Here is a 24699-nt window from a genome sequence, read left to right as displayed (position 1 = left end):
ATACCCACGCCGTGGAAACAGCCTTGAGATGGATCGTGCTAGTGCCGCTGTGCGGCGCCGCCGCGAACGGCCTGCTGGTGCGTCATCTGCCGCGGCGGGCGGCCGGTCTGCTCGCCTGCGGCACGGTCGCGGTCTCCTTCGCCCTGTCGGTACGCGTGTTCATGCGCCTGCTGGCGCTGGAGCCGGCCGAGCGGCTGCTGACCGACACCCTGGCCACCTGGCTCGCCATGGGCAAGCTGTCCATCGACATCGGTTTCACCATCGACCCCCTGGGCGCGGTCATGGCCCTGGTCGTTTCCGGGGTCGGGCTGTTGATCCACATCTATTCGCTCGGCTACATGGCCCGCGACGAGGGTTTCACCCGGTTCTTCGCCTACCTGAACCTCTTCATCTTCGCCATGCTGATGCTTGTGCTGGGCGAGAACCTGGTCATGCTCTTCGTCGGCTGGGAGGGCGTGGGGCTGTGCTCGTACCTGCTGATCAGCTTCTGGTTCAACGACGAGGCCAACGCGGCCGCGGGCAAGAAGGCATTCATAGTCAACCGGATCGGCGACTTCGGCTTCCTGCTCGGCATGCTGGTGATCGGCACCACCCTGCTGCCGCACATGTCGCCTGGCGAAGGGGTCTTCTCCTTCGGCACCATGGCCGCCCACGCGCCGCTGCTCGCCCCGGCGGCCACGCTGATCGGCCTGCTGCTGTTCTTCGGCGCGACCGGCAAGTCGGCGCAGATACCGCTCTACATCTGGCTGCCGGACGCCATGGCCGGTCCGACGCCCGTCTCGGCCCTGATCCACGCGGCCACCATGGTGACCGCCGGCGTCTACATGATCGCCCGCCTGCACTTCATCTACGTCCTGACGCCCACGGCGCTGCTCGTGGTGGCCATCGTCGGGGCCGTGACGGCGCTCTACGCCGCCACGATCGCCCTGACCCAGAACGACATCAAGAAGGTGCTGGCCTATTCCACCGTCAGCCAGCTCGGCTACATGATGCTGGCCTGCGGGGTGGGCGCCTTCACCGCGGGGATCTTCCATCTGATGACCCACGCGTTCTTCAAGGCGCTGCTGTTCCTGGGCAGCGGCTCGGTCATCCACGCCATGAGCAACGAGCAGGACATGCGTCTGATGGGCGGGCTGCGCCGCCGGATGCCGCTGACCTGGCCGACGTTCATGGTCGGGACGGTGGCGCTGGCCGGCATCTTCCCCTTCGCCGGCTTCTTCTCCAAGGACGAGATCCTCTGGAGAGCCTTCGACGGCGGCGGCATCTGGCTGTGGCTGCTCGGTTTCCTGGGTGCCGGTCTGACCGCCTTCTACATGATGCGCCTGGTCTCGCTGACCTTCTTCGGGACCAACCGCGCCAGCGAGGCGGTCAAGCACCACATCCACGAGTCGCCGGCGACGATGACCGTGCCGCTGGTGATTCTCGCGGTGCTGTCCCTGACGGGGGGCTGGATCGGCATTCCGCATTTCATGGGTGGCGCCAACCATTTCGAACGCTGGCTGGAGCCGGTTTTCCATCCGGAAGTCGTGGTCGCCGACGCGCAGGGCGGACTCGGAACCGTGCAGGCCATCGAGCAGGGAGCGCTGGGGGAAACGGCGGCCGCGGTGGCGATCGGAGCGCACGTGGTGCGCGACGCGACCGGAAGCGCGCATCACGTCGGCGCGGAAGTGATGGAATGGACCCTGGCCTCCGCTTCCCTGGCGTGGGCGCTGCTCGGCCTCTGCCTCGGCTGGTGGGTCTACGGCAAGCGACAAGCCATCGCCGCGAGGCTGCAATCCCTCGCGGGCGGGTTGCCGTACCGGGTGTTGCTGAACAAGTACTACGTGGACGAGGCGTACGAGGCCACCCTGGTCAAACCCGGCTACGCCCTCTCGGAGAAGGTGCTCTGGAAGTCGGTCGACGTGGGGCTGATCGACGGCCTGCTGGTCAACGGCTCGGCGATCGCGGTGGCCGTCGTGAGTTCGATCCTGCGTCTGTTCCAGAACGGGATGTTGCGATTCTACGTCTACGTCTTCTCGACGGGCGTCCTGGCATTCATACTCTACTTCACCCTGTCGGCGTAGGGGAGGGCGGTTGTGTCGTTTGTAACCGACCACATTCTTTCCTGGGTCACCTTCTTGCCCCTCGCGGGCGCGCTGTTGATCTTCCTGCTGGGCCGGACCAAGGCGGCGGCGCGCAGCGCGGCCCTCGCGGTCGCACTCATCGACTTCGTGCTGTCGCTGCACCTGTACCGGCATTTCGACGCGGGCGACGCCGGCGACCAGTTCGCCGAAAAGGTCGCCTGGCTGGCCGACGGCAAGATCAGCTACTCCCTGGGCCTGGACGGCGTCTCCCTCTTCCTCGTCCTGCTGACCACCTTCCTCGGCCCGCTGGTGATCCTCAGCACCTGGAACGCCATCCAGGAGCGCGTGCGCGAGGCCATGGGCTTTCTGCTCGTCCTGCAGACGGCCATGATCGGCACTTTTGTGGCCCGCGACATGCTGCTCTTCTATTTCTTCTGGGAAGCCATGCTCATCCCCATGTATTTCTTGATCGGGATCTGGGGCGGGGAGCGACGCATCTACGCGGCCGTCAAGTTCTTCATCTACACGATGGTCGGTTCGGTCTTCATGCTCGTCGCCATCCTCTACTGCTACTACCAGGCCGGCAGCATGGAACTGGACAAGTTCATGCTCCTGGATCTCGGTCGCACCGAGCAGATGTGGCTCTTCGCGGCCTTCGCCCTCGCCTTCGCCATCAAGGTGCCGCTCTTCCCGTTCCATACCTGGCTGCCGGACGCGCACGTTGAGGCGCCGACGGCCGGATCGGTGATCCTGGCGGCCATCCTGCTCAAGATGGGCACCTACGGTCTGCTGCGTTTCGCCATCCCGCTCTTCCCTGAGGCGGCTCTGCTGCTCGGGCCCTGGCTGGCGAGACTGGCGGTGGTGGGGATCATCTACGGCGCCCTGGTGGCGATGGTACAGAAGGACGTCAAGAAGCTCGTTGCCTACTCCAGCGTAAGCCATCTCGGTTTCGTCGTGCTGGGGCTCTTCAGCCTGACGGCGACCGGCGTGGCCGGCGGTTTGTACCAGATGCTGGCGCACGGCCTGTCCACGGGCGCCCTGTTCCTTCTCGTCGGCGTGATCTACGAACGCCGGCACACGCGCGAGATCGACGAGTTCGGCGGTCTCGCCCACGTCATGCCGGCCTATGCCTCCGTTTTCATGTTCGTGACCCTGGCCAGCATAGGCCTGCCCGGCCTCTGCGGTTTCACGGGAGAGTTCCTGGTGCTCTTCGGCAGCTTCTCGAGCGCGTTGCTGCCCCAGGCCAAGCTGCTGGTGGTCCTGTCGGCGACCGGCGTGGTCCTGGGGGCCATCTACATGCTGTGGATGTACCAGCGCGTCTTCCTGGGCAGGCTCGCCCGCGACGCGAACCGCCATCTCTCCGACCTGAACCTGCGGGAGTGGATCGTACTGATTCCGATCATGGTCTTCATCGTGCTGCTGGGCGTCGCGCCGGCGCCCCTGCTGGAGCGCATGGAGCCGTCCATCATGCGGCTGTTGGAGCCCGTGACGCAGGCGTTGGCCGGGGTCGCACCGGCCGGAGGCGCGGTCGTAGACCCGGGATCTGTCGTTACCGTCGGGACGGGAGGTGAGCGATGAACGGCCTGGCACCGGAGACCGACCTCGGCGGACAGCTGATGCAGATGCTGCCTTACCTCGTGCTGGCCGGCGGCGCTCTGCTGGTGATGCTGGTGGACGCCTTCGTCAAGAGCCTACGCAAGGACCACCTCTCCATGCTCTCCCTGCTTGTCCTGCTGGGGACGGCCGTGGCCCAGGGCACGGGTCCCGCTCGCACGGGATCGCTGATGAACGGCATGCTCGCGTGCGATCTGTACACGCATTTCTTCAATCTGCTGTTCGTGGCCATCGCCATGCTGACGGTCGTCTTCGCCACCAGCATCTACGATCGTGATGGGCGTTTCCGGGCGGAATTCTATCCCCTGGTGCTGTTCGCCACCCTGGGCATGATGCTGATGGCGGCCGCCACCGACCTGATGAGCCTGTTCCTGGCCCTGGAGACCATGAGCCTCTCGGTCTACATCCTGGTGGGCGGCAACCGCGGCTCGATGCGCAGCAGCGAGGCCGGCTTCAAGTACCTGATCATGGGCGCCTTCGCCTCGGCCGTACTGCTCATGGGTTCCGCCCTGCTGTACGGACAGACCGGGGGCACGTCATACGCGGCCATCGGCACGGCGCTGGCCGCCGGCGCCGGCGGCGTCCTGCTGCCGATCTCCAGCGGATTGATCCTGATCGCCTTCGGCTTCAAGATCGCCATGGTGCCGTTCCACATGTGGACGCCCGACGTCTACGAGGGAGCGCCGGTGTACATGACCGGCTACATGGCGACCGGCGTCAAGGCGGCCGCCATGGCGGCCCTGCTGAGGTTCGTCTGGTTGCTGCTCCCGTCCCTCTCGGTGGTCTGGTTCCCCCTGCTGGCGGTCCTGGCGGTCCTGACCATGACCATCGGCAACGTGGTGGCGCTGTCGCAGGACGGCATCAAGCGCATGCTGGCCTACTCCAGCATCGCACACGCCGGTTATCTGCTGCTGGGCGTCCTGGCCCTGTTGAACACGGGCCGCAGTACCGAGGTCGCGACGCGCACCGTGGAGGTGGCCGGCGCAGCCGGCGGCGCCTTGCTCTTCTATCTGGTCGTCTACGCCCTGATGAACCTGGGCGCTTTCGGCATCGTCGCCTACCTGAGCCGCAGCCGTGCCGAGGAGGCGGATGCGATCTCAGGCTACGCCGGTCTCTCGCGCCGGCGCCCCCTGGCCGCGGCCACTCTGTCGGTGTTCCTCTTCTCGCTTGCCGGCATTCCACCGGCCGCTGGCTTCGTGGGCAAGTTCTACCTCTTCGACGCCGTCGTGAAGGCGGGCCTGGTCCCGCTGGCCGTCTGGGGCGTGGTCAACTCCCTGCTGTCCGTCTACTACTACCTGCGCGTGGTCGTGGTGATGTACTTCAAGCCGGCGGAAGGCGATCTGCACGAAGGTGCCAGCTGGGAAGCGGCTTTCACGGCGGGCGTGCTGGCGCTGCTGGTCATCCTGATCGGCGTGCTGCCGGGCACACTCTTCGAGCTCGCCTCGCGCACCTTCGCGCACATGGCCTTCTGATACCCGGACGCTCGGTCTTTCCGGTGCGGCGGCGGATCGCGGGGATCCGCCGCCTTGCGCTTCAGCGGAAGGCGGACAGGCCGGTGATGTCGGCCCCCACGATCAAGGTGTGGATGTCGTGGGTCCCTTCGTAGGTCTTGACCGATTCCAGGTTCGTCATGTGGCGGCCGACGGGGAACTCGTCGGTGATGCCGGCCGCGCCCAGCACGTCGCGGGCTGTGCGGGCGCAGTCCAGTGCCATGGCCACGTTGTTGCGCTTGGCCAGCGACACCAGCGGTACCTCGTCGATGCCGCGGTCCTTCAGACGGCCCAGCTGATGGACCAGGGCCTGGGCCTTCGTGATCTCCGTCAGCATGCGCACGAGCTTGCGCTGGACCAGCTGGAACGAGGCAAGGGGCCGAGAGAACTGCTCCCGGGCGAGCGCGTAGCGCAGCGCCGTCTCGTAGCAGTCGGCCGCCGCCCCCACGGCGCCCCAGGCGATGCCGTAGCGCGCCTGGTTGAGGCAGGAGAGGGGGGCTCGCAACCCGCGCGCGTCGGGCAGGCGGGAGGCGTCCGGCAGGCGCACCTCGTCGAAGGCCAGTTCGCCGGTGTCGCTGGCGCGCAGGGAGAACTTGCCGCGGACCGGTGCCGCGTGGAAGCCGGCGGAGTCGCGCTCGACCAGGAAACCGAGCACGCCGTCGGGACCGCGGGCCCAGACGACGGCGAGGTCGGCGAGGTTCGCGTTGGTGATCCACATCTTGGCGCCGTTGAGGATCCAGCCGTCCCCGTCCGGGGTGGCCGTGGTCTCCATGCCGCCGGGATCGCTGCCGTGACCGGCCTCGGTCAGGCCGAAACAGCCGACGGCGCGGCCGGCGGCCAGTTCCGGTAACCACCTGCTCTTCTGCGCCGCGCTGCCGTAGGTGGCGATGGGCCACATCACGAGGCTGCCCTGCACAGAGGCGAAGCTGCGCAGTCCGCTGTCCCCCCGCTCGAGCTCCTGGCAGATGATGCCGTAGATGGTCGCCGAAAGGCCCAGGCAGCCCGGGCCGTGGATCGAAGGCCCGAGCAGACCCATCTCGGCCATCTCCGGCACCAGCTCCATGGGGAACGTCCCGGCTTCGTGATGCCTGCGCACCAAAGGCAGGAAGCGGCGCGAAACGAATTCGCGCACGGTGTCGCGCACCGCGCGCTCCTCGTCGTTGAAACCCTCCTCGAAGCGGTAGTAGTCGATACCGTTGAATGTCTGCATGTCCTCTCCTGCGCGTGAGGTGCCGGATCGTAGACGGGAAGATACCACGGCGCCACGCTGCCGCAAGCGCAGCTTGACCGTCCGCCCTTTTGACCGGAAACTGTGAGGCGGCGGCGAGGCTCGATCGTCATAGAGGGGAATGACCGGTTCATGTTGCACGAACTGTGGCGCTGGATCCGCGGATTGCTGGCGACGGCCTCCTGGGCGTTCGTCATGGCCGGTCTGCTCGGCATGGTCGAAGGCTTGAGCCAGTGGCTGCGGTTCGACCTCATGGCCGAAGGCGGTCCAGGCTTCGTCAGATCGGTCGCCCCCACGGTGGCTCTCTACGGCTGGGTGGCCATGCTCGTCGCCGCGGTGCTCTTCGTGCCGTTCTACTTGCTCGTCCGACACAGGCGACATCCCCGGCGCCACGCCTACGCCCTGTCGGTGGCCACGGCGCTCGGGCTCTTCATCTTCTTCTACTCCGGTTACGTCCTCCGCGAGCACGTGGTGCCGGACTGGTGGTCGGACCACGAGCATGGCGCGGCTCTGGTCGTCCAGATGGTATTGATGATCGTCGCTTCCGTACTGCTCGCCAAACCCATCCTGACGATGGCCTCGCGACAGGCGCTGAACCCCTGGCGCAACATGTTCCTGGCTGTGGTCTTCATGGCGGTCTTCACCAGCCTCTGGCCCAACTGGCGCGAGGAGGGCAGAGACGCCCGCCTCGTCGGCGCGGGTGCCGCGGCCGCCGGCATCGCCGACAGCGACCGGCCCCACTTGATCCTGGTGACCATCGACACCCTGAGGCGCGACGTCCTGTCGGCCGTCTCGCCCGACGCGCCGCCGACCCCCGGCCTGGACGCCATCGCCGCGGAGGGCATCCTCTACACCAATTACTGGTCGTCCAGCTGCTGGACCCTGCCGGCGATGGCCACGCTGATGACCGGGCGCGCCCCGCGAGAGTTGGGGGTCGCCAAGTACGCGGGGGTGCCTACCGGCGTGCGCACGCTCTCACAACTCGCCAGCGAGGCGGGATACAGCACGGCGGCCTTCACCGCCAATCCCTATCTCATGCCTGCTTACGGCTTCGACCGTGGCTTCGGCGAATTCGAGCACGCCCTCGTCCTGGAGCCCCTCCTGCCCGCCGCGCGCTCGGTGCTGGCCAGGGAGCTCTCCTACCTTGCCGACACGCGACTCGATCTCGACGACGCCGCCGTGATCGTCGGCAAGGCCGCCCGCTGGCTGAAGCAGCGCCGGGACGATGCCCCCCTGTTCCTGTGGCTTCACCTCATGGATCCGCACCTCCCGTACCGTTGGCATTCCCTGCCAGCGAATGCGCCCGCGGCGGCGCCGGGCCGCGGCGTGCAGCCGGCGCGCACGGAGATCCCGGATGATCCCCTGTTCACGGACGGCGTTTTCCCGGCCGCCCATCTTCCGGGTGTCCGCGATTCGCTGCCCGGGGTGTCTGCGGAGGTGCGTGCCGGGTTGTGGGCGCTCTACCGGCGCGAGGTCCAGTACACCGACGCCTGTCTGTCGAAACTGTGGGCGACCCTGCGCGAGCTCGGGATCTGGGATTCCGCGTTGGTGATCGTCACCTCGGATCACGGGGAGGAGTTCTTCGAGCACGGCGGCTTCGAGCACGGGCATTCGTTGATGCCGGAAGTGACCGGCGTCCCCCTGCTGATCCGCCAGCCCGGCGCGAGGGACGGCGGGAGCACGTGCGCCGCCGACCACGATGCGCTGGATCTCGTGCCGTCTGTATGCCGTTTCCTGTCCTGGACGCCACCGGCCGGCCTGGAAGGCGCCGATGATCTGCTGTACGTGGACACCGATGCAGCCCGGCAGGGCAAAGCTGAAGGCGACGCGCCGGCGATCATGGAGAACATGCTCTACGGTGAACCGCAGCTCGCCTGTCGAGCCTGGCCCTATCTGGGTGTGGTGGGAGAGGGAGGCGTCGGCTCCGCCTGGTACGACCTGGGCGCGGATCCGGGAGCCCGGCACCCGCTCGCCGACGATCCCGCCGCCGCCGCTGCGATCTTGACGGCAGCCCACGCGCGCCTGTCAGCGTGGGATGCGCGATCCGCACTCATGTCTGCCGCCGGGGTCGATTCTGTCGGGCTTTCGGCCGATCTGCGCCGCCAGCTGCAGAGCCTGGGTTATTGATGGGCGCGAGGGGACGCTTGCCCTGGACCTGGTTCGCCAGCGGGCTTTTCCTTGTCATCTGTCTGCGCCCAGTATTTGGCGTCTGGGGAGAAGCCGTGCTCGGGCCTTTCGGCGGCCTCGACGCCGTGTTCCAGGCGAGTCTGCTCGAATGGAGCGCCCGGCACGTCTGGCATCCCGAGATCTGGCGCCACCTGCCCATCTTCCATCCCGCCGGAAACGCCATCGCTTTCATGGATCCGCTGACGGCCCAGGCGATCCTCGTCGAGCCCCTCCACGGGCTGGGCATGTCTTCCGCCGCGCTCTACAACGCCGCCTTCCTGATCGCGCTGGTTCTGTCCTGCGCGGCGACCGCCGCCCTCTGGCAGGCCTCCGGCGGCGACGCCCGGTCGGGAGGCGTGGCAGCCATGCTGTTGATCGGCTCGCCATACACCCTGGCGCAGCTGGGACATCTCAACCAGTTGCCGCCGCCGGGCGTGCCGGCCGTCCTGGCGGCGCTGATCTGCGCGCTGACCGGATGGGAGCGCGGTACGGCGACGGCCAGGTACTGGTGGCTGATGTCCGCGGCTCTCATCGCCCAGGCGGCCATGGGCTGGTACGGTTTCGCCTATGCATTGTTGGCGGCCGGGATCGTGCTGGCGGGATGGGTATTGCGCCATCACCGGACCCTGGCCCGGCGCCCGGCGGCCAGGGCGGCTGTCCTGCCGCTGGTGGTGGCGGCGGCCGGCGTGTGGATCCTGGCCACGCCCCACCTGGAGACCGCCGCTCGGGAGGTGGATTTCACCCGTCACCCCGGCGAGGTGATGTGGTACAGCGCCGATGCGCAGCACCTGCTCAACACGGGCGCCTATCGCGCTGGGCCCGCCGACTTGGTGGGGCGGGGCGAGGACCCGGCGAAGCGCCATCTGGGTGTCGCCCGCCAAGTGCTGAACCCCGGCTGGATGGCGCTGCTGCTGGCCACCGTGGGTTTCGCGGCCAGGTCCGGCCTGACGGCGCGACGTCGAGAATGGGGCTACTTGTTGCTGACCGCGGGTGTGGCCGGTCTGGTCCTGGCTTTCGGGGATTCCGTCGGCATCCCGGGCACCGGCCGCCGCGTGATCCTGCCCATGGGCTGGTTGCAGCAGAACCTGCCTCCGGCGCGGGCTTTTCGCACCGTCTGGCGCTTTTCCTTCCTCTTCACGCTGGCGGTGGCCTGGTGGGCGGCCGCCGGCTGGGCGTATCTTGCGGGTCTGTCCGGTCTGCGCGCCCGGGTCCTGCCCGCCGCCGCCTTGATCCTCCTGTTGCTGGAGTCCGCGCCCGTCGCCGTGCCAGTGGTAGCCCTGCCGGATCAGACCCGCGCCCGGCCGCGCCGGCTCTCCTCGGAGGCCGTCCTGACCTTGCCGGCGCCGCCCGACGTGTACGGCGAGGACCTGCGCGAGGCGCGCTGGCTTTGGCGGGCCCTCGCGACGGGCCGACCGGTCACGGGCGGCGTCTCGGGCTGGGTGCCGCCGTGGACGCGTGATCTGCGGCACGCTCTGGCGGCCTGCGAGCAGGGAGCGGCGGATCCCGACGATCTGTTCGCGAAGCTCGCCGCGGTCGGTGTGACGCGGGTGGAGATGTTCGCCGCCGACGACGACGCCCGGCTGATCTACTGGCGGAACCTGCTGCGCTCGCGTACCGGTGCGCCGATCCTGGCCGAGGGCATCGAGGCGTATCCCCTGCCAACGGGACCGGGACCGGATTTCAAGGCAGAGCCGGGACCGGACGGATAAGAAGACCCGCCGCAGAGCCTGCAGCGGGTCCGGTGACGAGTGGGGCCGGCAGCCCCTATAGGGGTTCGACAGACTTGATCTCGGGTATCTCTTCCTTGAGACGCGCCTCGATGCCGTGCTTCAGCGTCATCAGGGACATGGGGCAGCTTCCGCACGCGCCCTGCATCCTGACCGTGACGATCCCGTCGTTGTAATCGATGAACTCGACGTCGCCGCCGTCGGCCTGCAGGGCCGGACGGATCTTGTCGAGGATTTCCTTGATCTTATGTTCCATGGTGCGTCCTTTCTGGTACCGTCCCGTTGAACAAGCAGAAGCTAAATGAATCCCGCGCGATGTCAACCCCTCACCTGGCGCATCTAACGGTTGTACGGCCACAAGGTCGCCCGTATCATCCCCTGGCGGCGGAAGCGGTGCGGCTGGATCAACGGGGAAAGAACGGATGAAGCCTGATAGCGGCGAGTTGGCTCGCTTGCGGGGAATAGCGATGGCGGCGGGTGCCCTGCAAATGGCCGAGCAGGACCGCCTGAGATCCATTGCCTACAAGTCGACCACGGACATGGTCACGGACCTGGACAAGCGCGTCGAGGCGTTGCTCGTCGATCTCTTCGCGCGCGAGTTTCCCGACGACGGATTGCTCGCGGAGGAGGGGGCGGTCAGCGAAGGCACCAGCGGGCGCGTCTGGCAGATAGATCCGCTGGACGGCACCACGAACTACGTGCATCACCATCCCTTTTTCGCCGTCTCCCTCGGGCGGGTGTCCGCAGGCGGGATCGATCTCGCAGCCGTCTACGCGCCCGAGCTGGACGAGCTCTATCTGGCCGGCGCCAGCGCCGGCGCCTGGCTGGAGCGTCCCCGGCGCCGCACGCGGCTTGCCCTGCCGCCGCGCGAGCCGGTGGATCTGGAACGGGCGCTGCTCGCCACGGGCTTCCCGTATGTCCGCGATGAACTGGTCGTACGCAACTGCGAACTGTTGAAATCCTTCCTGCTGCGACGGTGTCACGGCGTGCGGCGCGGCGGCAGCGCCGCCATCGATCTCTGCCACGTGGCGTCAGGCCGGCTGGACGGCTACTGGGAGTTCTCCCTCAATCCCTGGGATCTGGCTGCAGGCAGCCTTGTCGCGCGGGAGGCCGGCGTCGTGGTAAGCGATTTCTCCGGGGGCGACGGGTACCTCGACGGCAGCCAGATCCTGGCCGCCGTCCCGGGGCTGCACGCGACCATGCTCGCGATCATACGGGAGGAACTGCTTGATCCGGTCCGCTGAGAAAGGCGCGTCGTGATGGAACACGGCTGGCTGTCCATCCTGCCACCCCTGCTCGCCATCGGCCTGGCGCTGATCACCCGGCAGGTCGTGCTCTCCCTGCTGCTCGGCGTATGGGTGGGGGCCCTGGTCCTGACCGGCGGCAATCCCCTGACGGCCTTGCAGCGCGTAGGCGACACCTACCTGGTCAACGCTCTCGCAGACAGATCCCACGCGGCCATCATCCTCTTCTCCACGACTCTCGGCGGCATGGTCGGCATCCTCTCGCGCAGCGGTGCGATGGAGGGCATCGTCGATGCGCTGTCGCGGCGCGTCCGCTCGCGGCGCAGCGGCCAGACGGTCACCGCGGTCATGGGGCTGGCCATCTTCTTCGACGATTACGCCAACACCCTGCTGGTCGGCAATACCATGCGCCCCCTGACCGACAGGTTGCACATTTCCCGGGAGAAACTTGCGTACCTGGTCGACAGCACCGCGGCGCCGGTGACGACCATCGCCATCATTTCCACCTGGGTCGGCTTCGAGGTGGGACTGATCCAGGATTCGTTGTCGCGCCTGGCGCAGGAGGGATCTGGTTACCTGTTCTTCCTACGTTCACTGCCCTACAACTTCTATCCGATCCTCACCCTGGCGATGGTTTTTCTGGTGGCCGGCACGGGCCGTGATTTCGGTCCCATGGCCAAGGCGGAGGGGCGTGCGGCGGGCGGCGAGCTGCTCCGGCCCGGCGCGCAACCCGCAGCCGATCCCATGGCACTCGCGCGCGTCGCCGACGAGGCCGGGCCGGCCTCGCCTCTGCTGGCGGCGATTCCCATCGCTACCGTCGTCGTCCTCACGGTTGTCGGTCTGTGGTGGCACGGGAGGCACGAGTTGATGATGCGGGGCGAGGCAGCCGACAGCCTGCGGGAGATTCTCAATGCGGCGGACAGCCTGGCGGTCCTGATGTGGTCGTCGCTCGGCGGATCGCTGGTGGCCATCGCGTTGTCGGTCGGCGCGCGTCGGCTGGATCTGAGCGGCAGCGTCGACGCCTGGCTGGACGGCGCGCGGGCGATGCTGATCGCCATGGTGATCCTGATCCTCGCGTGGGCGCTGGGTGCGGTCTGCGATGGACTCGGCACCGGGCCCTGGCTCGTCGACGTCAGCCGCGACGTGCTGTCGCCCCATCTGCTGCCCGCTATCTCCTTCCTGCTGGCCGCGGCCATGAGCTTCTCCACCGGCACCTCCTGGGGCACCATGGCCATCCTGATCCCGATCATCCTGCCGCTGGCCGACGCTCTGCCCGCGGACGGGGGCGTCACGGCGCAGTTGCGCGATGTCATCGCCTTGTCGTCGACCAGCGCCGTGCTGGCCGGCGCCGTCTTCGGCGATCACTGCTCGCCCATCTCCGACACGACGATCCTGTCCTCGATGGCCTCCGGCTCCGACCACGTGGATCACGTGCGTACCCAGTTGCCTTACGCGTTGGCCGCCGCCGGCGCGGCCGTCTGTATCGGCTATCTGCCTGCCGGCTTCGGGGTCTCGCCTTGGATCTCGCTGGCGGGCGGTGCGGCGTTGCTGGCTGGCCTGCTGCGGTGGCGGGGGAGACGGGCGCCGCCGGTGCTCGGTGCGGACCGATGAGCGGCACCGTGATCACCCTCACCAGCGATTTCGGCCTCGCCGATCCCTACGTGGCCGAGATGAAAGCGGTCGTCTTGTCCGAGTGCGCCAGGTATCCGCACGATCGCGAGAGGCCCACCCTCATCGATGTCTCCCACGAAGTGCCGGCCCATGACATCGCCGCCGCGGGCTGGCTGCTGGCCAGGATCTCGGCGCGGTTCCCCGCGGGCACGGTCCACCTGGTGGTCGTGGACCCGGGCGTGGGCACCGCCCGGCCCGCCGTTGCCGCCGGGGCGCGAGGAAGCTATCACGTCGGTCCCGGCAACGGCCTCTTCTCTTGCCTCGCCGAGGCCCGGGACCTCGCGGTCGTCCTGCTGGACAGGCCGGAATACACGTGCGGCCGTCGGGAGCCCGCTCCCACCTTCCACGGGCGCGATCTCTTCACCGTCGTCGCGGCCCACCTGGCCATGGGCGCGCCCCTGCACCAGGTCGGATCGCCCGGTGGCGCGACAGACCTGGGTGTCTTGCCTGAAGAGGATCACGCGGATGACGGCGCACTAGGTCGCGTGATCTGGATCGACCGGTTCGGCAACGCGATCACGGACATCAAGCGGGATTCCATGCAGGGCAGACGCCTCGCCGCCGGCGCCGTCCTGCGTTTGGGAGAAGGCGTCGCCACTGGTCCTGTGACCACATACGGCGCGGCAGCAAGGGGGGAGTTGATCTGGTACTGGGGCAGCGGGGGCGACCTGGAACTCGCCGTGCGGGGCGAAAGCGCCGCAGCTGTGTGGAACTGGCTGCCCGGATTGGCTTTGCACGAGGTCTTGCCGTAGTTTGACGGAGGTTCAACCTTGCGAGGGATGCTGATGCACGATTCTCACGCCGGCGGGCGCCTCAAGCGCTGGCTGGGGCTGGCGACGATATCGGCCGCGCTGTGTTGTCTGGCGTCCTGCAGCCAGCAGAAGGTCGGTTTCCCTTATCCCGCGGAGATGATCGTCTATCCCGGTCTCGGCGACGAGTTGCCGCGTCTGCACATCACCTCGGTGTCGGACAGCCGGCCCGCAGTGCAGCGCAACGGAGAGGGTCATTTCACCGGCATCACCTTTCCCTCCGATGCCAGCTGGGAACCGCCGGTGGCTGACATCTACCATCGGGCCCTGGCGCAGGACATCACCCAGACGCAGCTGGCCGAGTTGACGCCGTTGCCGGGGCAGGCCGCGTACACGCTGGAAGCGGTGATTCATTCCTTCCACTGCCGCATGGAGCGCAGCGGCGCCTCCTTCTTCTTGCCGCCGGCGATCGGCATGCTCGGGGGCTTCGTCTGGGGAGACGACACGTCCTCCCGCTTGAAGCGCGGGGCCGTGCTGGGCGTGGTGGCCCTGGGAATCGTGCCGGTCCCGTTGCACGTAAGGGCGGAAGCGGAGGTCGAGATGATCCTGCGCGATCAGGTGGGCGATGTGGTGTGGCGGGAGGTCTGCATCGGCGAGGTCGAGGACGACCGCGGCCAGCCGGCCAGCGCGCGCCCCGACAAGCAGCTGGCCGAGAGATACATGCCGCAGGCGGTGAAACGCTGCAACGCCTGCCTGCTGGGTCAACTGCGGCAGTTCCTCCATTCACAGGCCGTGGACTGAGTCGCCCCCGGGGCCGGTTGCCCCTTCAGATGTAGCGCTCCGGGCGTGGTCCGGGCTAGAGCAGTGCGGCGGCCAGGCTGGCCAGTCGGCTCCGCTCGCTCTTGGCGAGCGTGATGTGGCCGTAGATGGACTCGTTCTTGAACCTCTCCACCAGATAGGTGAGACCGTTGCTGGACGCGTCGAGATACGGATTGTCGATCTGATAGGCGTCGCCGGTCAGCACCACTTTGGTGTCGTGTCCGGCGCGGCTGACCACGGTCTTGACCTCGTGCGGGGTCAGGTTCTGGGCCTCGTCGATAAGGATGTAGAGACGGGGCAGGCTGCGGCCGCGTATGTAGGTGACGGCCTCGACCTCGATGACGCCCGTGTCGAACAGGTAGTCGACCTTGTCGGTGGATTGCTCCAGCTGGGGATCGACGAGATACTGGAGGTTGTCGAAGATCGGTTCCATCCAGCTCTCGAGTTTTTCCTCCTTGGTGCCGGGCAGGTAGCCGATATCTCGTCCCAGGGGCATGATCGGCCGCGAGACCATGATCCGACGGTACGATTTCTCCTCGGCGACCTTGTGCAAGCCCACCGCCAGCGCCAGCAGTGTCTTGCCCGTGCCGGCCTGTCCCAGCATGGATACCAGCTGGATATCCTCCCTCATGAGCAGTTCCAGGGCGAAATGCTGCTGCAGGTTCAGCGCCTGCAGGCCCCACGGGTGGAGTTCCTCGAAGCGCAGCCGCTCGATCCGATGCGAACCCCCCTGGTAGATGCCGAGGGCGGTCTGCTTCGCGTTGGTCTCGTTGCGCAGCAGGACGCCCTCGTTGGGGTGGAATTCCCCCGCCAGCTCCAGGTGGCCCTCGGCGTAGAAGGCGTCGATCTCGGAACTCTTGCAGTCCAGCTCCGTCCAGCCAGTGTACAGCTCGTCGAAGTCGACGGTGTCGCGCTGGAGGTCCTCGGAACGCACGCCGAGAGCGTCGCCCTTCACGCGGGCATTGATGTCCTTGGTGACGAACGTGATGTCCACGCCCTGCTCCTGGAGGTAGAGCGCGGTGGCCAGCAGGCGGTTGTCCGGAATGCTGCCGGACATACCCTTGGGCAGATACGATACGTAGTCGTCGACGAGCACGAAGAGCAGCCCGCCGCCAGAGAGCGGGACGCCTTCGCGCAGGGGACCGTTCTGGCGCAGGGCGTCGATGGTGCGAATGACGCGGCGGGCGTTGCGTCCGCGCTCGTCGTTCTCGCGTTTGAAGCGGTCGAGCTCCTCGAGGACGTCCACCGTGATCACGATATGGTGCTCTTCGAAAGCCTCGAGGGCCGTCGAATCGTGCAGCAGGACGTTGGTGTCAAGGAGAAAGCAGCGGCCGGTCATGGCCGAGATCTTGATGCCGTTGAGACCGTGGGCCGTCATCCAGATCCTCCTTGGCTGTGCGGGCTGCATCCATGCTGCCACGGGGAAATTGTACTCCTGGTATCGGCAATCCGCACGTTGAAATTACAAGAATAATGCGGAATAATATAATTGCTTATTATGCATAATTCATGTTGCAATCAGTCGCAATAAATTATAATTATGATTCTCTGTCATGGATATCATGCGGCACTGACCATAATAATTGATCAACGCAACAGGAGGCGATCATGTCCCACACGGAGAACAGCTACTCGCGGGGTTTCGAAAGGGGTGTCATAGCGTCCGAGAACGAGCGTCAGGCGCTCCTGGAGAAGATGCGCAAGGACAAGGTCAGGTTCCTCAGGCTGATGTTCTCGGACATCCAGGGCTGCAACAAGAACGTGGAAGTGCCGGAATCCCAGTTCGAGAAGTCCCTGCGGGGCGAGATCATGTTCGACGGCTCGTCCATCGAGGGCTTCTCTCGGATCGAGGAGTCGGACATGCTCCTGGTCCCGGATCTGCGGAGTTACGTCACCTTCCCCTTCGAGGAGATCCAGGGCAAGGTGGCGCGTCTGATCTGCGACGTGTACAACGCCGATCACTCACCCTTCGCCGGCTGTCCGCGGCTCACCCTGCGACGCACCATCGCCAAGCTGGACAGGATGGGCCTGCGGCCGGTCTGCGGCCCGGAAGTCGAGTTCTTCCTCTTCGAGAGGGACCGCAACGGAGAACCGACGGTACGCACGCATGATGCCGGCGGTTATTTCGACCTGCTGCCCGTGGACCTCGGCGAGGAAGCTCGGCGCGACATCGTGAACGTGCTCGAGGCTATCGGCTTCGAGATCGAGGCGGCCCACCACGAGGTGGCGCCGGGCCAGCACGAGATCGACTTCAAGTACGCCGACGCTCTGCAATCGGCCGACGACGTGATGACCTTCAAGATGGTCGTCAAGAAGATCGCCCTGGACTACGGCCTGCACGCGACCTTCATGCCCAAGCCCATCTATGGCATCAACGGCTCGGGCATGCATACCCACCAGTCACTGTTCCGCGGCGACGAGAACGTGTTCTACGACCCCGAGAAAGAGTATCAGCTCAGCGACCTGGCGCGCTTCTACATCGGCGGGATACTGAAGCATGCCCGGGCTTTCGTGGCGGTCACCAATCCGCTGGTGAACTCCTACAAGCGTCTGGTGCCGGGCTTCGAGGCGCCGGTCAACGTGGCCTGGTCCGAACGGAACCGGTCGCCGCTGGCGCGCGTCCCTGAACGCCGGGGCGTGGGCACGCGGGTCGAGGTGCGCATACCGGATCCCAGCTGCAATCCCTACCTGGCTTTCGCGGTGATGCTGGCGTCCGGACACGACGGCATCGTCAACCAGACCGATTGCGGCGCACCCGTCAACAAGAATATCTTCGCCATGAGCGATCGCGAGAAACGCCGCTTGAAGATCACGCAGTTGCCGGGCAACCTCTCCGAAGCGCTCGCTTTCCTGAAGAAGGATGCGATCATGCGGGAAACCCTTGGCGAACACGTCTGGCATCAGATCATCACGCACCACGAGGGCATCTGGGCCGAGTACATCTCGCAAGTGCACGAATGGGAGTTGAAACGCTATCTCATGTCGCATTGACGGTTCCGGGGCGGGGTCCACGACACCCGCCTCGCATCTTGTACGCCGCGCCGCCCGCGTGTAGGATGGCGCCATGAAGGAACTCTTGAAGTACGGCACCAGGGGCGGGCCGACCATGCCCGCCCTGGCCTATATCTGCCTCTGCACGATCCTGCTCGCCGCGGCTGCCGGGGCCGAGGGGCGTCGGGAGTCGGAGCGACATCCTGCCGCGCCAGGGATGCTGGTCGTCGAGGGGCTGGACGGTCAGGGCATCCTCGATCCCGTCGTGGATGAGGGCGACGGCGTCAGGAGCTGGTCCTGGGCCTGGGGCGCGTTGACAGTCCTCGCCGACACCGTGCCGGTGACGGTCGGCGAGACGGGCCTGAGCCTCCCCTACGGGACGGAGCTCGGCGGCGTCAGCCGCGGTCGCAGATTGCGGTTCGTGACAGGCGAGTATCCCGTCGACGGACCGCTGCTGCTCAGGGGCGAGTCGTTCCTGCTCTTTGTCAACCGCGGCGTGCTCGAGGTAGGCGAGGGTCGCCTCGTGCTCGCCGTACGTGAGCCGCAGAAGCACTCCGGCACCCAGTACCTGCTCTTCCTGGGCATACTGCTGATCACCACGTTCATGATGATGAAAACGCGTGCGAGGCTGAAGAAATCATGACGCGCGGATCCGGTACCGACCGGCTCGCGGACTGGTCCACCCTGGCCTGCCTGGCGACCCTGCCCTGGATCGGGCTCTGCGTTGCCCGGGCGACGACGGGCCGGGATCTGGGCGCGGGATTCCAGCCGGCCTACCTGTTGCTCGCCGTGGCCGTCGTCGCCTCCTGGTCCAGTGGAGCCTACGGCAAGGGACGCGCGGCGAAGGCGGTTCCTGCGCCCTGGATCTGGTCCCTGGCCCTGTTGGCGATCCTCCTTTCGGCCGTCGGCGTCTGGCGCTCGCCCGGATTGGCGACACCACAGGAGGCGTGGGCCAGGTACGGCCGCCAGCTGACGCAGTGGCTGTTGATGTCCGCCTTCGCCCTGCATCTGGCCGTCTGGCTGCGCGGGGAGACCCGCTGGCGCCAGGCCTTGATCGCGCTGATGGCGGGCCTGTCGTTCCAGTTCCTCTACGGTGCCTGGCAGGTGGTGGACTTCTACGGTCCGGGCACCGTCTTCGCCGGCTTGGACTCCCTCTTCACATCCAATCCAGCCGTCTTGTCGGGTTCGGGGGAATTGTACTTGGGCCGGGATTTCGTGGGTATTCCGCGTGTGAGGGGCACCGCCTGCGAGCCCCTGTATCTTGGCAACTACGTCCTGGCGCTGCTGCCGTGGACGATCCTGCTTGCCAGCGGGCGCCGCAGGTTGTTCTGGCTGCCCGCGGCCGGCGTTATCCTGCTGTTTTCGACATGGTCACGCGGGGCGTGGCTGGCGGTCGTTCCCGGCATCGTTGTCGGCTTGATCTGCCTGCGGCGCTCGGGCGGTCTGCGCATAGCACCGAAGCCTTGGCGCGCCTTGGCGGGTGCCGGCATCCTGGTGCTCGTCGCCTACGTCCTGACGGATGGGCAGGTCTTCGCGCTGATGGCGCAGCGGGTCCGGCAATCGGTCAACATGGAGGACTGGTCCAACCTCACCCGCCTGTATTCGATGCAGGCGGCCTGGCGCGCTTTCCTGCTGCAGCCGATCTTCGGTATCGGATGGGGGCAATATGGCTATCATTTCGCCTTGTTGGTCGATCCGATGGGCCTGCAGAGCCAGTTCGCCTGGCCCGTAGTCAACAACTATCCACTGGCGGTCCTCTGCGAGACGGGCCTGTTCGGTTTCGCGGCGTTCGTATGCGGGATGATTGCCCTGGCCGGTCGCGTCTGGCGCTCACTGGCTCCCCGACAGGTGGCGGAGGGACGGTCGCTCCCGATCGCACAGCGACGGCTGGTGGCCGCCACCGTGGGCGTGACTGCCGTCTGGTTCCAACTCCTGACGTTCTCCCAGTACAACCTGCCGCACATCTGGGTGTCCTTGGGCCTGTTGCTGGCGGCGCTGTCTGGCGGCGACAAGCCTTCCGAGGCCGGGGAGGGGCGGTCGTGAACCCCGGACCGCTGATCGTCATCGACGGACAGGTGGCGAGTCCGCCCTGCACGGGCGTCCCCTGGTCCGTGGTGGAATTGGTGCGCGCGCTGTCGGCGTCCGAGCGCGGCGCCCGCTTCGTGTTGACCACCGATCATCCCGAACTGTACCCGTTTCTCGACCGGGCGAGAGAATGGCGCATGGTCGCGTGCGGTGCCGGGTCGGGCACCCTGGCGCGTGTGAAATGGACGCAGCTGGGTTTGCCGAGACTGGCCGGCAGGCTCGGCGCGGACGTCCTCCACGTACCGACCTTTCCGACCCCGGTGCTCGCGCCCTGTCCCGTGCTGGTCACGATCCACGACGTCGCCTTTCGCCTTCATCCCCGAACCGTGGAGCCGCTGCGACGCTGGGGGTATCGTCTGCTGTTGCCCTTGTCTCTGGCCCGGTCGGAAGTCGTTATCGTCAATTCGCACAATACCGGGCGCGAGCTGGCGGAACTCTACCCGCGCGCGGCCGCCAAGATCGAGGTGACAAGGTTCGGGACACCCCAGTGGGTCACCGGGCGTGAGCCGCCGCCCCTGCGGGGACCCGAAGCGCCTTTTCTGTTCATCGGCGCCCTGGAACCCCGGAAGAACCTGTCGCGCATTCTGGACGCTTTCGTCGGCTTCAGGCGGGAAGCGGCCGCTTCTGCCGCTGGCCGCGGCCTGCCCCGGTTGGTAATCGTTGGAGCCGACGGTTGGTGTAATACGGGATTGGTCAACAAGTTGCGCAGGACATCTGAGGACGGCTCCGTCGAAATCGTCGGACATTGTGACCGTGAAGAACTGTGGCAACGCATGATTTCGGCCCGAGTCTTGCTCTTCCCATCCTTGCATGAGGGTTTCGGATTTCCGATCTTGGAAGCAATGGCCGCTCGGCTGCCGGTGATCACTTCGAATCGAGGCGCGATGCGCGAAGTGGCCGGCGAGGCGGCCTTGCTGGTAGATCCGGATTCCACCGGGGAGATATCTCGAGCCATGATGCGTCTCTGGCGGGACGATGACCTCGCCGGGCGCATGGCGGTCGCCGGCCTCGAGCATTGCCGCACCTGGGACTGGCAGGCCACGGCGGAAAGGACGTTTGCTGCATTCCAGAGGATATTGAGTCGGCGACATCTTGTGACTAAATAATCGTTGCCACCCCGCGGAGCTTGCCATACGGTGCGAGTTGCAAGAACCGCCGACGGAGCGGTGGTCAAATGCCCAAGGGGACGATTTTGAATACGGAAGTCATCGTTCTGCTCAGCGCCTCGGTCGCTTTTGTACTGTCTTGGTTGGTTCAGCCCCATTTCCGGAGTCTGGGCTTTCTTACGGGTATCGTGGATCATCCCGGCTATCGGCGTTCGCACCGTGAGCCGGTGCCGCGCACCGGCGGAATGGCCATCTTTATCTCCTTCTTCGTCACCCTGTACATCCTCGACGACCTGGTCCTGACCGAACCGCTGCCCTGGTCCTGGCTGGCGGCTCTGGGCGGATCCGGACTCGCCATCATGGCCCTCGGCGTCGGCGACGACCGATTCCACATACACGCCGAGAAGAAACTCTACGGGCAGCTGCTGGTGATCCTGGGCCTGATGGTCATGGGCCAGCGTCTGACCACGGTCGTCCTGCCCCTGGCCGGAGCGGTTGATCTTGGCGGTTGGGCCTGGCCGGTGACCCTGCTCTGGTACCTGGGATTCATCAACTCCATGAACCTCATAGACGGACTGGACGGCCTAGCCAGCGGCATCGGCGTGATAGCCACCATTTGCATCGCGGCCGTGGCGTTCGTGATGGGTGATTTCTTTTCCCTGCTCTTCGCCTCCACGCTGGGGGGCGCCTCGCTCGCCTTCCTGTACTGGAACGTGAGCAGGCGCAAGATCTTCCTGGGCGATTCGGGCAGCATGTGGATGGGACTGGTGCTGGCGAGCCTCCTGATGCATCTCGGGCAACGCAACGGCGTCTCGCTGCTATTGTTGCTGGCGCCGATGGTCGTGCCCATCTGGGACACCGGCACTACCATCATCCGTCGCTACCGCAAGCGCGCCTCGATCTTCGAGGCGGACGACTACCACCTTCACCATCGACTGGTCAGGCTCGGATTCCAGCCCGGCAGCACCGTCAGGCTCCTGCTGCTCATCACGGCCGGATCGGTCCTTTTCGCCCTGTCCGATTCGCTGTCAATTCCCTGGTTGGGTTTACCGGCCCTCGCGTGCTGTCTGTGGCCCGTGCAGATCTGGGTCGATCGCCGGCGGCGCGAGGATTCGGGTCCTGCGCTCGATTTCTTCAGCGAGTTGCTGTTCGTGCTCGGTCTGGACGACAAGGTCGAGGACACCTTCCGGCGCCGACGCCGCCAGGTCGCTGAGATCATCGATATCCAGGCGGAGCGCAACAAGGTCTCGCGCGTGATGACGGCCGCCGCCGGTTCACGCGCGCCGGCCGAAGTGGTCGACCACCCCGGTGAACTGGAGTCGATCGCGAGAGCGGCCTCCGTACCTGCAGACGAACCGGAGACGGGCCCGGACAATGTCGTTCTCACCTCTTCCCGACGCGTTCCAGACTGACCTGAGAAGCTCGTCGACAGGCCTGACCGTCGAGCTCGGCTGTGGCGACGGCCGGTTCACGCGTATCCTGGACGCGGCGGGGGCCCGGGTGGTGATGTCCGATCGAATCCGCAGCGACGTGTTCGCGCCGGGTCATGGGGTGCTTGCCGACGCAGCCGCGCCGCCGTTCAGGGAAGTGACCCTCATGGTCGCCGCCAACCTGTTGCGGCACCTCTGGGACAAGTTGGGACGATCCAGCCCGACGGATGCCTGGATCGACTGCTTGGCCGCCGGCGGATGTTTGTATATCTTCGAGGACGAGCCGGCCGAGCAGCCGGGTCCTGCCCGCAACTACCGGGACCTGCAGGAACTGCTCGCGCAAATCGTCCCTTGGCGGAAAGGTCTGCTCGCCAAGCGGGAATTCGAGCGGTTCGCGGCGAATGGCGTACGACCCGGAGCCTGGACATTCGGTCTGACGAAGAATCAATTCTCGCCGGCCGGACGCCATGATGTGTTATCATTATTGGTGGATGAACGGGGAGTCATTGCGAATGACGCCGCAGCCTTGGTCCGCAAAGTCGCTGAGGAGGGCATCGACTACGGACATTACTGGTGGGCTCGGTATGAACGAGAGTGGATTTGATTAGGCCGCGAACATTTACCGGGTTTCCACTTCTGGACCTGCTAGCACTCGCCGTGATCGGCACGGCATTCGCCAGCGGGTTCGTCTTGTTGAAGCCGCGCGGCGCCGTGGACTGGACCGCGGCGCGGGCGGTCGTCATCGAGAGCGACGACTGGGGCCTATGCGGCTTCACGCCCAGTCGCGGAGCCCTGGACAGCATCGATATCGAAGCCATCTGTCCGGGTGAATTTCCGCCAGTCTATCTCTACTCGACCTTGGAGGACGGAGCCACCGTGGCGCGCCTGGCCGACCTGTTGTCCGCCCATCCGGGGCGTGACGGCGTGCCGGCCGTCTTCCAGCCGAATTACATCATGGGCTCGCTCTCCTACGCCGCATCGACTCCGGACAACACGGACCGCATATGGCGCCGGGCTATCCTTCCCAGTCTCCCGGAGAAATACGGACGGGACGATCTCTGGCCGGCCGTGCGCCAGGCGATCGCCGCCGGCGTCTGGTGGCCGGAGTACCACGGCATGTGGCATTACGATCCCGAAGATCGCCGTACCACGGTGGCAGGCAACGGCGAAGCCCAGGACGCGGCCAGGCTGGGCTTGCTGATATTCCCCGATGGTGCCCGCTCCTACGAACTGGCGTTGGACCGGGATCCCGAAGAATTTATCGCCGAACTGAGGGAAGGCATGGGCGCTTTCGCGAAGCTGTTCGGCCGGGCACCTCAATCGGTCGCTGCGCCCGACTACGCCTGGGATCGTCTGCGGGAACGGATGTGGCTGCGCGAAGGATTGCGCATCATCCAGGCCAAACGCGAGCAGCGCTCCCTCTCCAAGCTCGAGGTGACGATCTGGGACCGTATCTGGAAAGTCTGTGAGCGCAGCTGGCGCTATCTGACCGAGAAGGAGATCGTGTACTTGAATCGGAACTGCCGCCTCGAGGGAGCTCAAGCCGAGGATTCCTCGCGACACGCCTCGACCTGTATCGAGAGCGTGCAGAGGGCCTGGCGGTCGGGCGAGCCGGCGATCGTCGGCACCCACAGGGTGAACTATGCCCATTTCGACCCGGAAACGGTGGACGTGGGCTTCGCCGCCCTGGTACACGTCCTCGACCAGCTGGGGGGGGATCCGGAGCACGAGCCCATCTATCTCACCGATGTCGAGACCGCGCAACTCTTGCGCAGCGGCACCAGCCTGCGCAGCAGCGGCCAACGGCTGGTGTTGCGCAACCTGACCCATTCCCGGCGGCCCGTCCGGCTGCCCGCGACCGACGGCCGGAGCATGGGCATCGTCTGGTTGAGCCCCCGCACGACACACATCATCGACTTGCCATATGCTGCCGCGGATTGATTTACAGTCTCCCGCATGGTATAATTCGACATGCTCTCGTAACCGTACGCCGGCCTGCGGCGCACGTGTCGTGGACACGATACAACTTCGGGTGTTGCATGTGGACCCCGGCCCGGTCGTATCTGACATTCCAGCCTCGCCGGCCCCGGTGCCAGCGCGACGGGCGGATGGCGCTCGCGGGGTGGATCCCGCCCTGCCGAAGTTGACACGAGCGTCATATTGGAGTACACTCTCGGGTGCCGTGTAAGACGCGCGGCGCCCGCCACATAAGACATTTGCCAGGAGGCATGCTGGGCGACGAGGCTATCTGTTCGGGGGCGGTCGCGGCTCGCGACCGAATTGGCGCACCAGGTGTTTCTCACGACGGCGAGTGCT

The 24699-nt window shown here is 66.3% G+C and carries 19 protein-coding genes; 16 read left to right on the top strand and 3 right to left on the bottom strand.

The window, feature by feature from the left end:
• Positions 1–11: 11 nt before the first annotated feature.
• Genes nuoL through KJ554_04570 form a run of 3 tightly spaced genes read left to right on the top strand, consistent with a single transcriptional unit; the run spans position 12 to position 5149 of the window.
• The gene (gene nuoL, locus KJ554_04580) at positions 12–2063 is read left to right on the top strand and encodes an NADH-quinone oxidoreductase subunit L (GenBank protein MBU0741615.1); all 2052 of its coding nucleotides are present in this window, start codon (positions 12–14) and stop codon (positions 2061–2063) included.
• Between the two features lie 33 nt (positions 2064–2096).
• The gene (locus KJ554_04575) at positions 2097–3641 is read left to right on the top strand and encodes an NADH-quinone oxidoreductase subunit M (GenBank protein MBU0741614.1); all 1545 of its coding nucleotides are present in this window, start codon (positions 2097–2099) and stop codon (positions 3639–3641) included.
• The gene (locus KJ554_04570) at positions 3638–5149 is read left to right on the top strand and encodes an NADH-quinone oxidoreductase subunit N (protein ID MBU0741613.1); all 1512 of its coding nucleotides are present in this window, start codon (positions 3638–3640) and stop codon (positions 5147–5149) included. Before KJ554_04575 ends, KJ554_04570 begins: the two co-directional genes overlap by 4 nt.
• Before the next feature lie 61 nt (positions 5150–5210).
• Here KJ554_04570 and KJ554_04565 read toward each other — a convergent pair whose 3' ends face one another.
• A complete protein-coding gene (locus KJ554_04565) occupies positions 5211–6377 on the bottom strand; it encodes an acyl-CoA dehydrogenase family protein (GenBank protein ID MBU0741612.1) in 1167 nt (388 codons plus the stop codon).
• 150 nt (positions 6378–6527) lie between these two features.
• On the opposite strand from KJ554_04565, the gene KJ554_04560 reads away from it, so the two are divergent.
• Both KJ554_04560 and KJ554_04555 read left to right on the top strand, forming a co-directional pair.
• Positions 6528–8522 (top strand): sulfatase, encoded by a 1995-nt coding sequence (locus KJ554_04560; GenBank protein MBU0741611.1) that lies wholly within the window; start codon positions 6528–6530, stop codon positions 8520–8522.
• 95 nt (positions 8523–8617) lie between these two features.
• The gene (locus KJ554_04555) at positions 8618–10270 is read left to right on the top strand and encodes a hypothetical protein (protein ID MBU0741610.1); all 1653 of its coding nucleotides are present in this window, start codon (positions 8618–8620) and stop codon (positions 10268–10270) included.
• Positions 10271–10325: 55 nt separating this feature from the next.
• Here KJ554_04555 and KJ554_04550 read toward each other — a convergent pair whose 3' ends face one another.
• Positions 10326–10544 (bottom strand): NifU family protein, encoded by a 219-nt coding sequence (locus KJ554_04550; protein ID MBU0741609.1) that lies wholly within the window; start codon positions 10542–10544, stop codon positions 10326–10328.
• A gap of 166 nt (positions 10545–10710) precedes the next feature.
• Here KJ554_04550 and KJ554_04545 point away from each other — a divergent pair, with 166 nt between their 5' ends.
• Genes KJ554_04545 through KJ554_04530 form a run of 4 tightly spaced genes read left to right on the top strand, consistent with a single transcriptional unit; the run spans position 10711 to position 14753 of the window.
• Positions 10711–11532 carry an inositol monophosphatase gene (locus KJ554_04545; protein MBU0741608.1) on the top strand — a complete coding sequence of 274 codons (822 nt, stop codon included), beginning with the start codon at positions 10711–10713 and terminating at the stop codon, positions 11530–11532.
• A 15-nt stretch (positions 11533–11547) separates the two neighbouring features.
• The gene (locus KJ554_04540; protein ID MBU0741607.1) at positions 11548–13143 is read left to right on the top strand and encodes a Na+/H+ antiporter NhaC family protein; all 1596 of its coding nucleotides are present in this window, start codon (positions 11548–11550) and stop codon (positions 13141–13143) included.
• Entirely contained in the window at positions 13140–13955 is an 816-nt protein-coding gene (locus KJ554_04535; GenBank protein MBU0741606.1) for an SAM-dependent chlorinase/fluorinase, read from the top strand. The genes KJ554_04540 and KJ554_04535 overlap by 4 nt, the downstream gene beginning before the upstream one ends.
• Positions 13956–13973: 18 nt before the next feature.
• Entirely contained in the window at positions 13974–14753 is a 780-nt protein-coding gene (locus KJ554_04530; protein ID MBU0741605.1) for a hypothetical protein, read from the top strand.
• 55 nt (positions 14754–14808) lie between these two features.
• On the opposite strand, the gene KJ554_04525 is transcribed toward KJ554_04530, so the two are convergent.
• Complete coding sequence (locus tag KJ554_04525; GenBank protein MBU0741604.1) at positions 14809–16110, bottom strand: PhoH family protein; 1302 nt, start codon at positions 16108–16110, stop codon at positions 14809–14811.
• A 269-nt stretch (positions 16111–16379) separates the two neighbouring features.
• On the opposite strand from KJ554_04525, the gene glnA reads away from it, so the two are divergent.
• The 7 genes from glnA (at position 16380) to KJ554_04490 (ending at position 24324) form a co-directional block, all read left to right on the top strand.
• Positions 16380–17762: a type I glutamate--ammonia ligase gene (gene glnA / locus KJ554_04520; protein ID MBU0741603.1), complete on the top strand. Its 1383-nt coding sequence runs from the start codon at positions 16380–16382 to the stop codon at positions 17760–17762.
• Positions 17763–17835: 73 nt separating this feature from the next.
• Entirely contained in the window at positions 17836–18405 is a 570-nt protein-coding gene (locus KJ554_04515) for a hypothetical protein (protein ID MBU0741602.1), read from the top strand.
• Entirely contained in the window at positions 18402–19805 is a 1404-nt protein-coding gene (locus KJ554_04510) for an O-antigen ligase family protein (protein MBU0741601.1), read from the top strand. Before KJ554_04515 ends, KJ554_04510 begins: the two co-directional genes overlap by 4 nt.
• Complete coding sequence (locus KJ554_04505) at positions 19802–20953, top strand: glycosyltransferase family 4 protein (GenBank protein MBU0741600.1); 1152 nt, start codon at positions 19802–19804, stop codon at positions 20951–20953. The genes KJ554_04510 and KJ554_04505 overlap by 4 nt, the downstream gene beginning before the upstream one ends.
• A 245-nt stretch (positions 20954–21198) precedes the next feature.
• Positions 21199–22365, top strand: a complete 1167-nt coding sequence (locus KJ554_04500; GenBank protein ID MBU0741599.1) for an undecaprenyl/decaprenyl-phosphate alpha-N-acetylglucosaminyl 1-phosphate transferase — start codon at positions 21199–21201, stop codon at positions 22363–22365.
• Entirely contained in the window at positions 22328–22987 is a 660-nt protein-coding gene (locus KJ554_04495; GenBank protein MBU0741598.1) for a class I SAM-dependent methyltransferase, read from the top strand. Before KJ554_04500 ends, KJ554_04495 begins: the two co-directional genes overlap by 38 nt.
• 53 nt (positions 22988–23040) lie before the next feature.
• Positions 23041–24324 carry a hypothetical protein gene (locus KJ554_04490; GenBank protein MBU0741597.1) on the top strand — a complete coding sequence of 428 codons (1284 nt, stop codon included), beginning with the start codon at positions 23041–23043 and terminating at the stop codon, positions 24322–24324.
• Positions 24325–24699 lie beyond the last annotated feature (375 nt).

This window comes from bacterium, assembly GCA_018814885.1.
Classification (GTDB): Bacteria; Krumholzibacteriota; Krumholzibacteriia; order LZORAL124-64-63; family LZORAL124-64-63; genus JAHIYU01.
The sequence above is the reverse complement of the archived record's forward strand: the minus strand, read 5'-3'. Positions and strand labels throughout refer to the sequence as shown.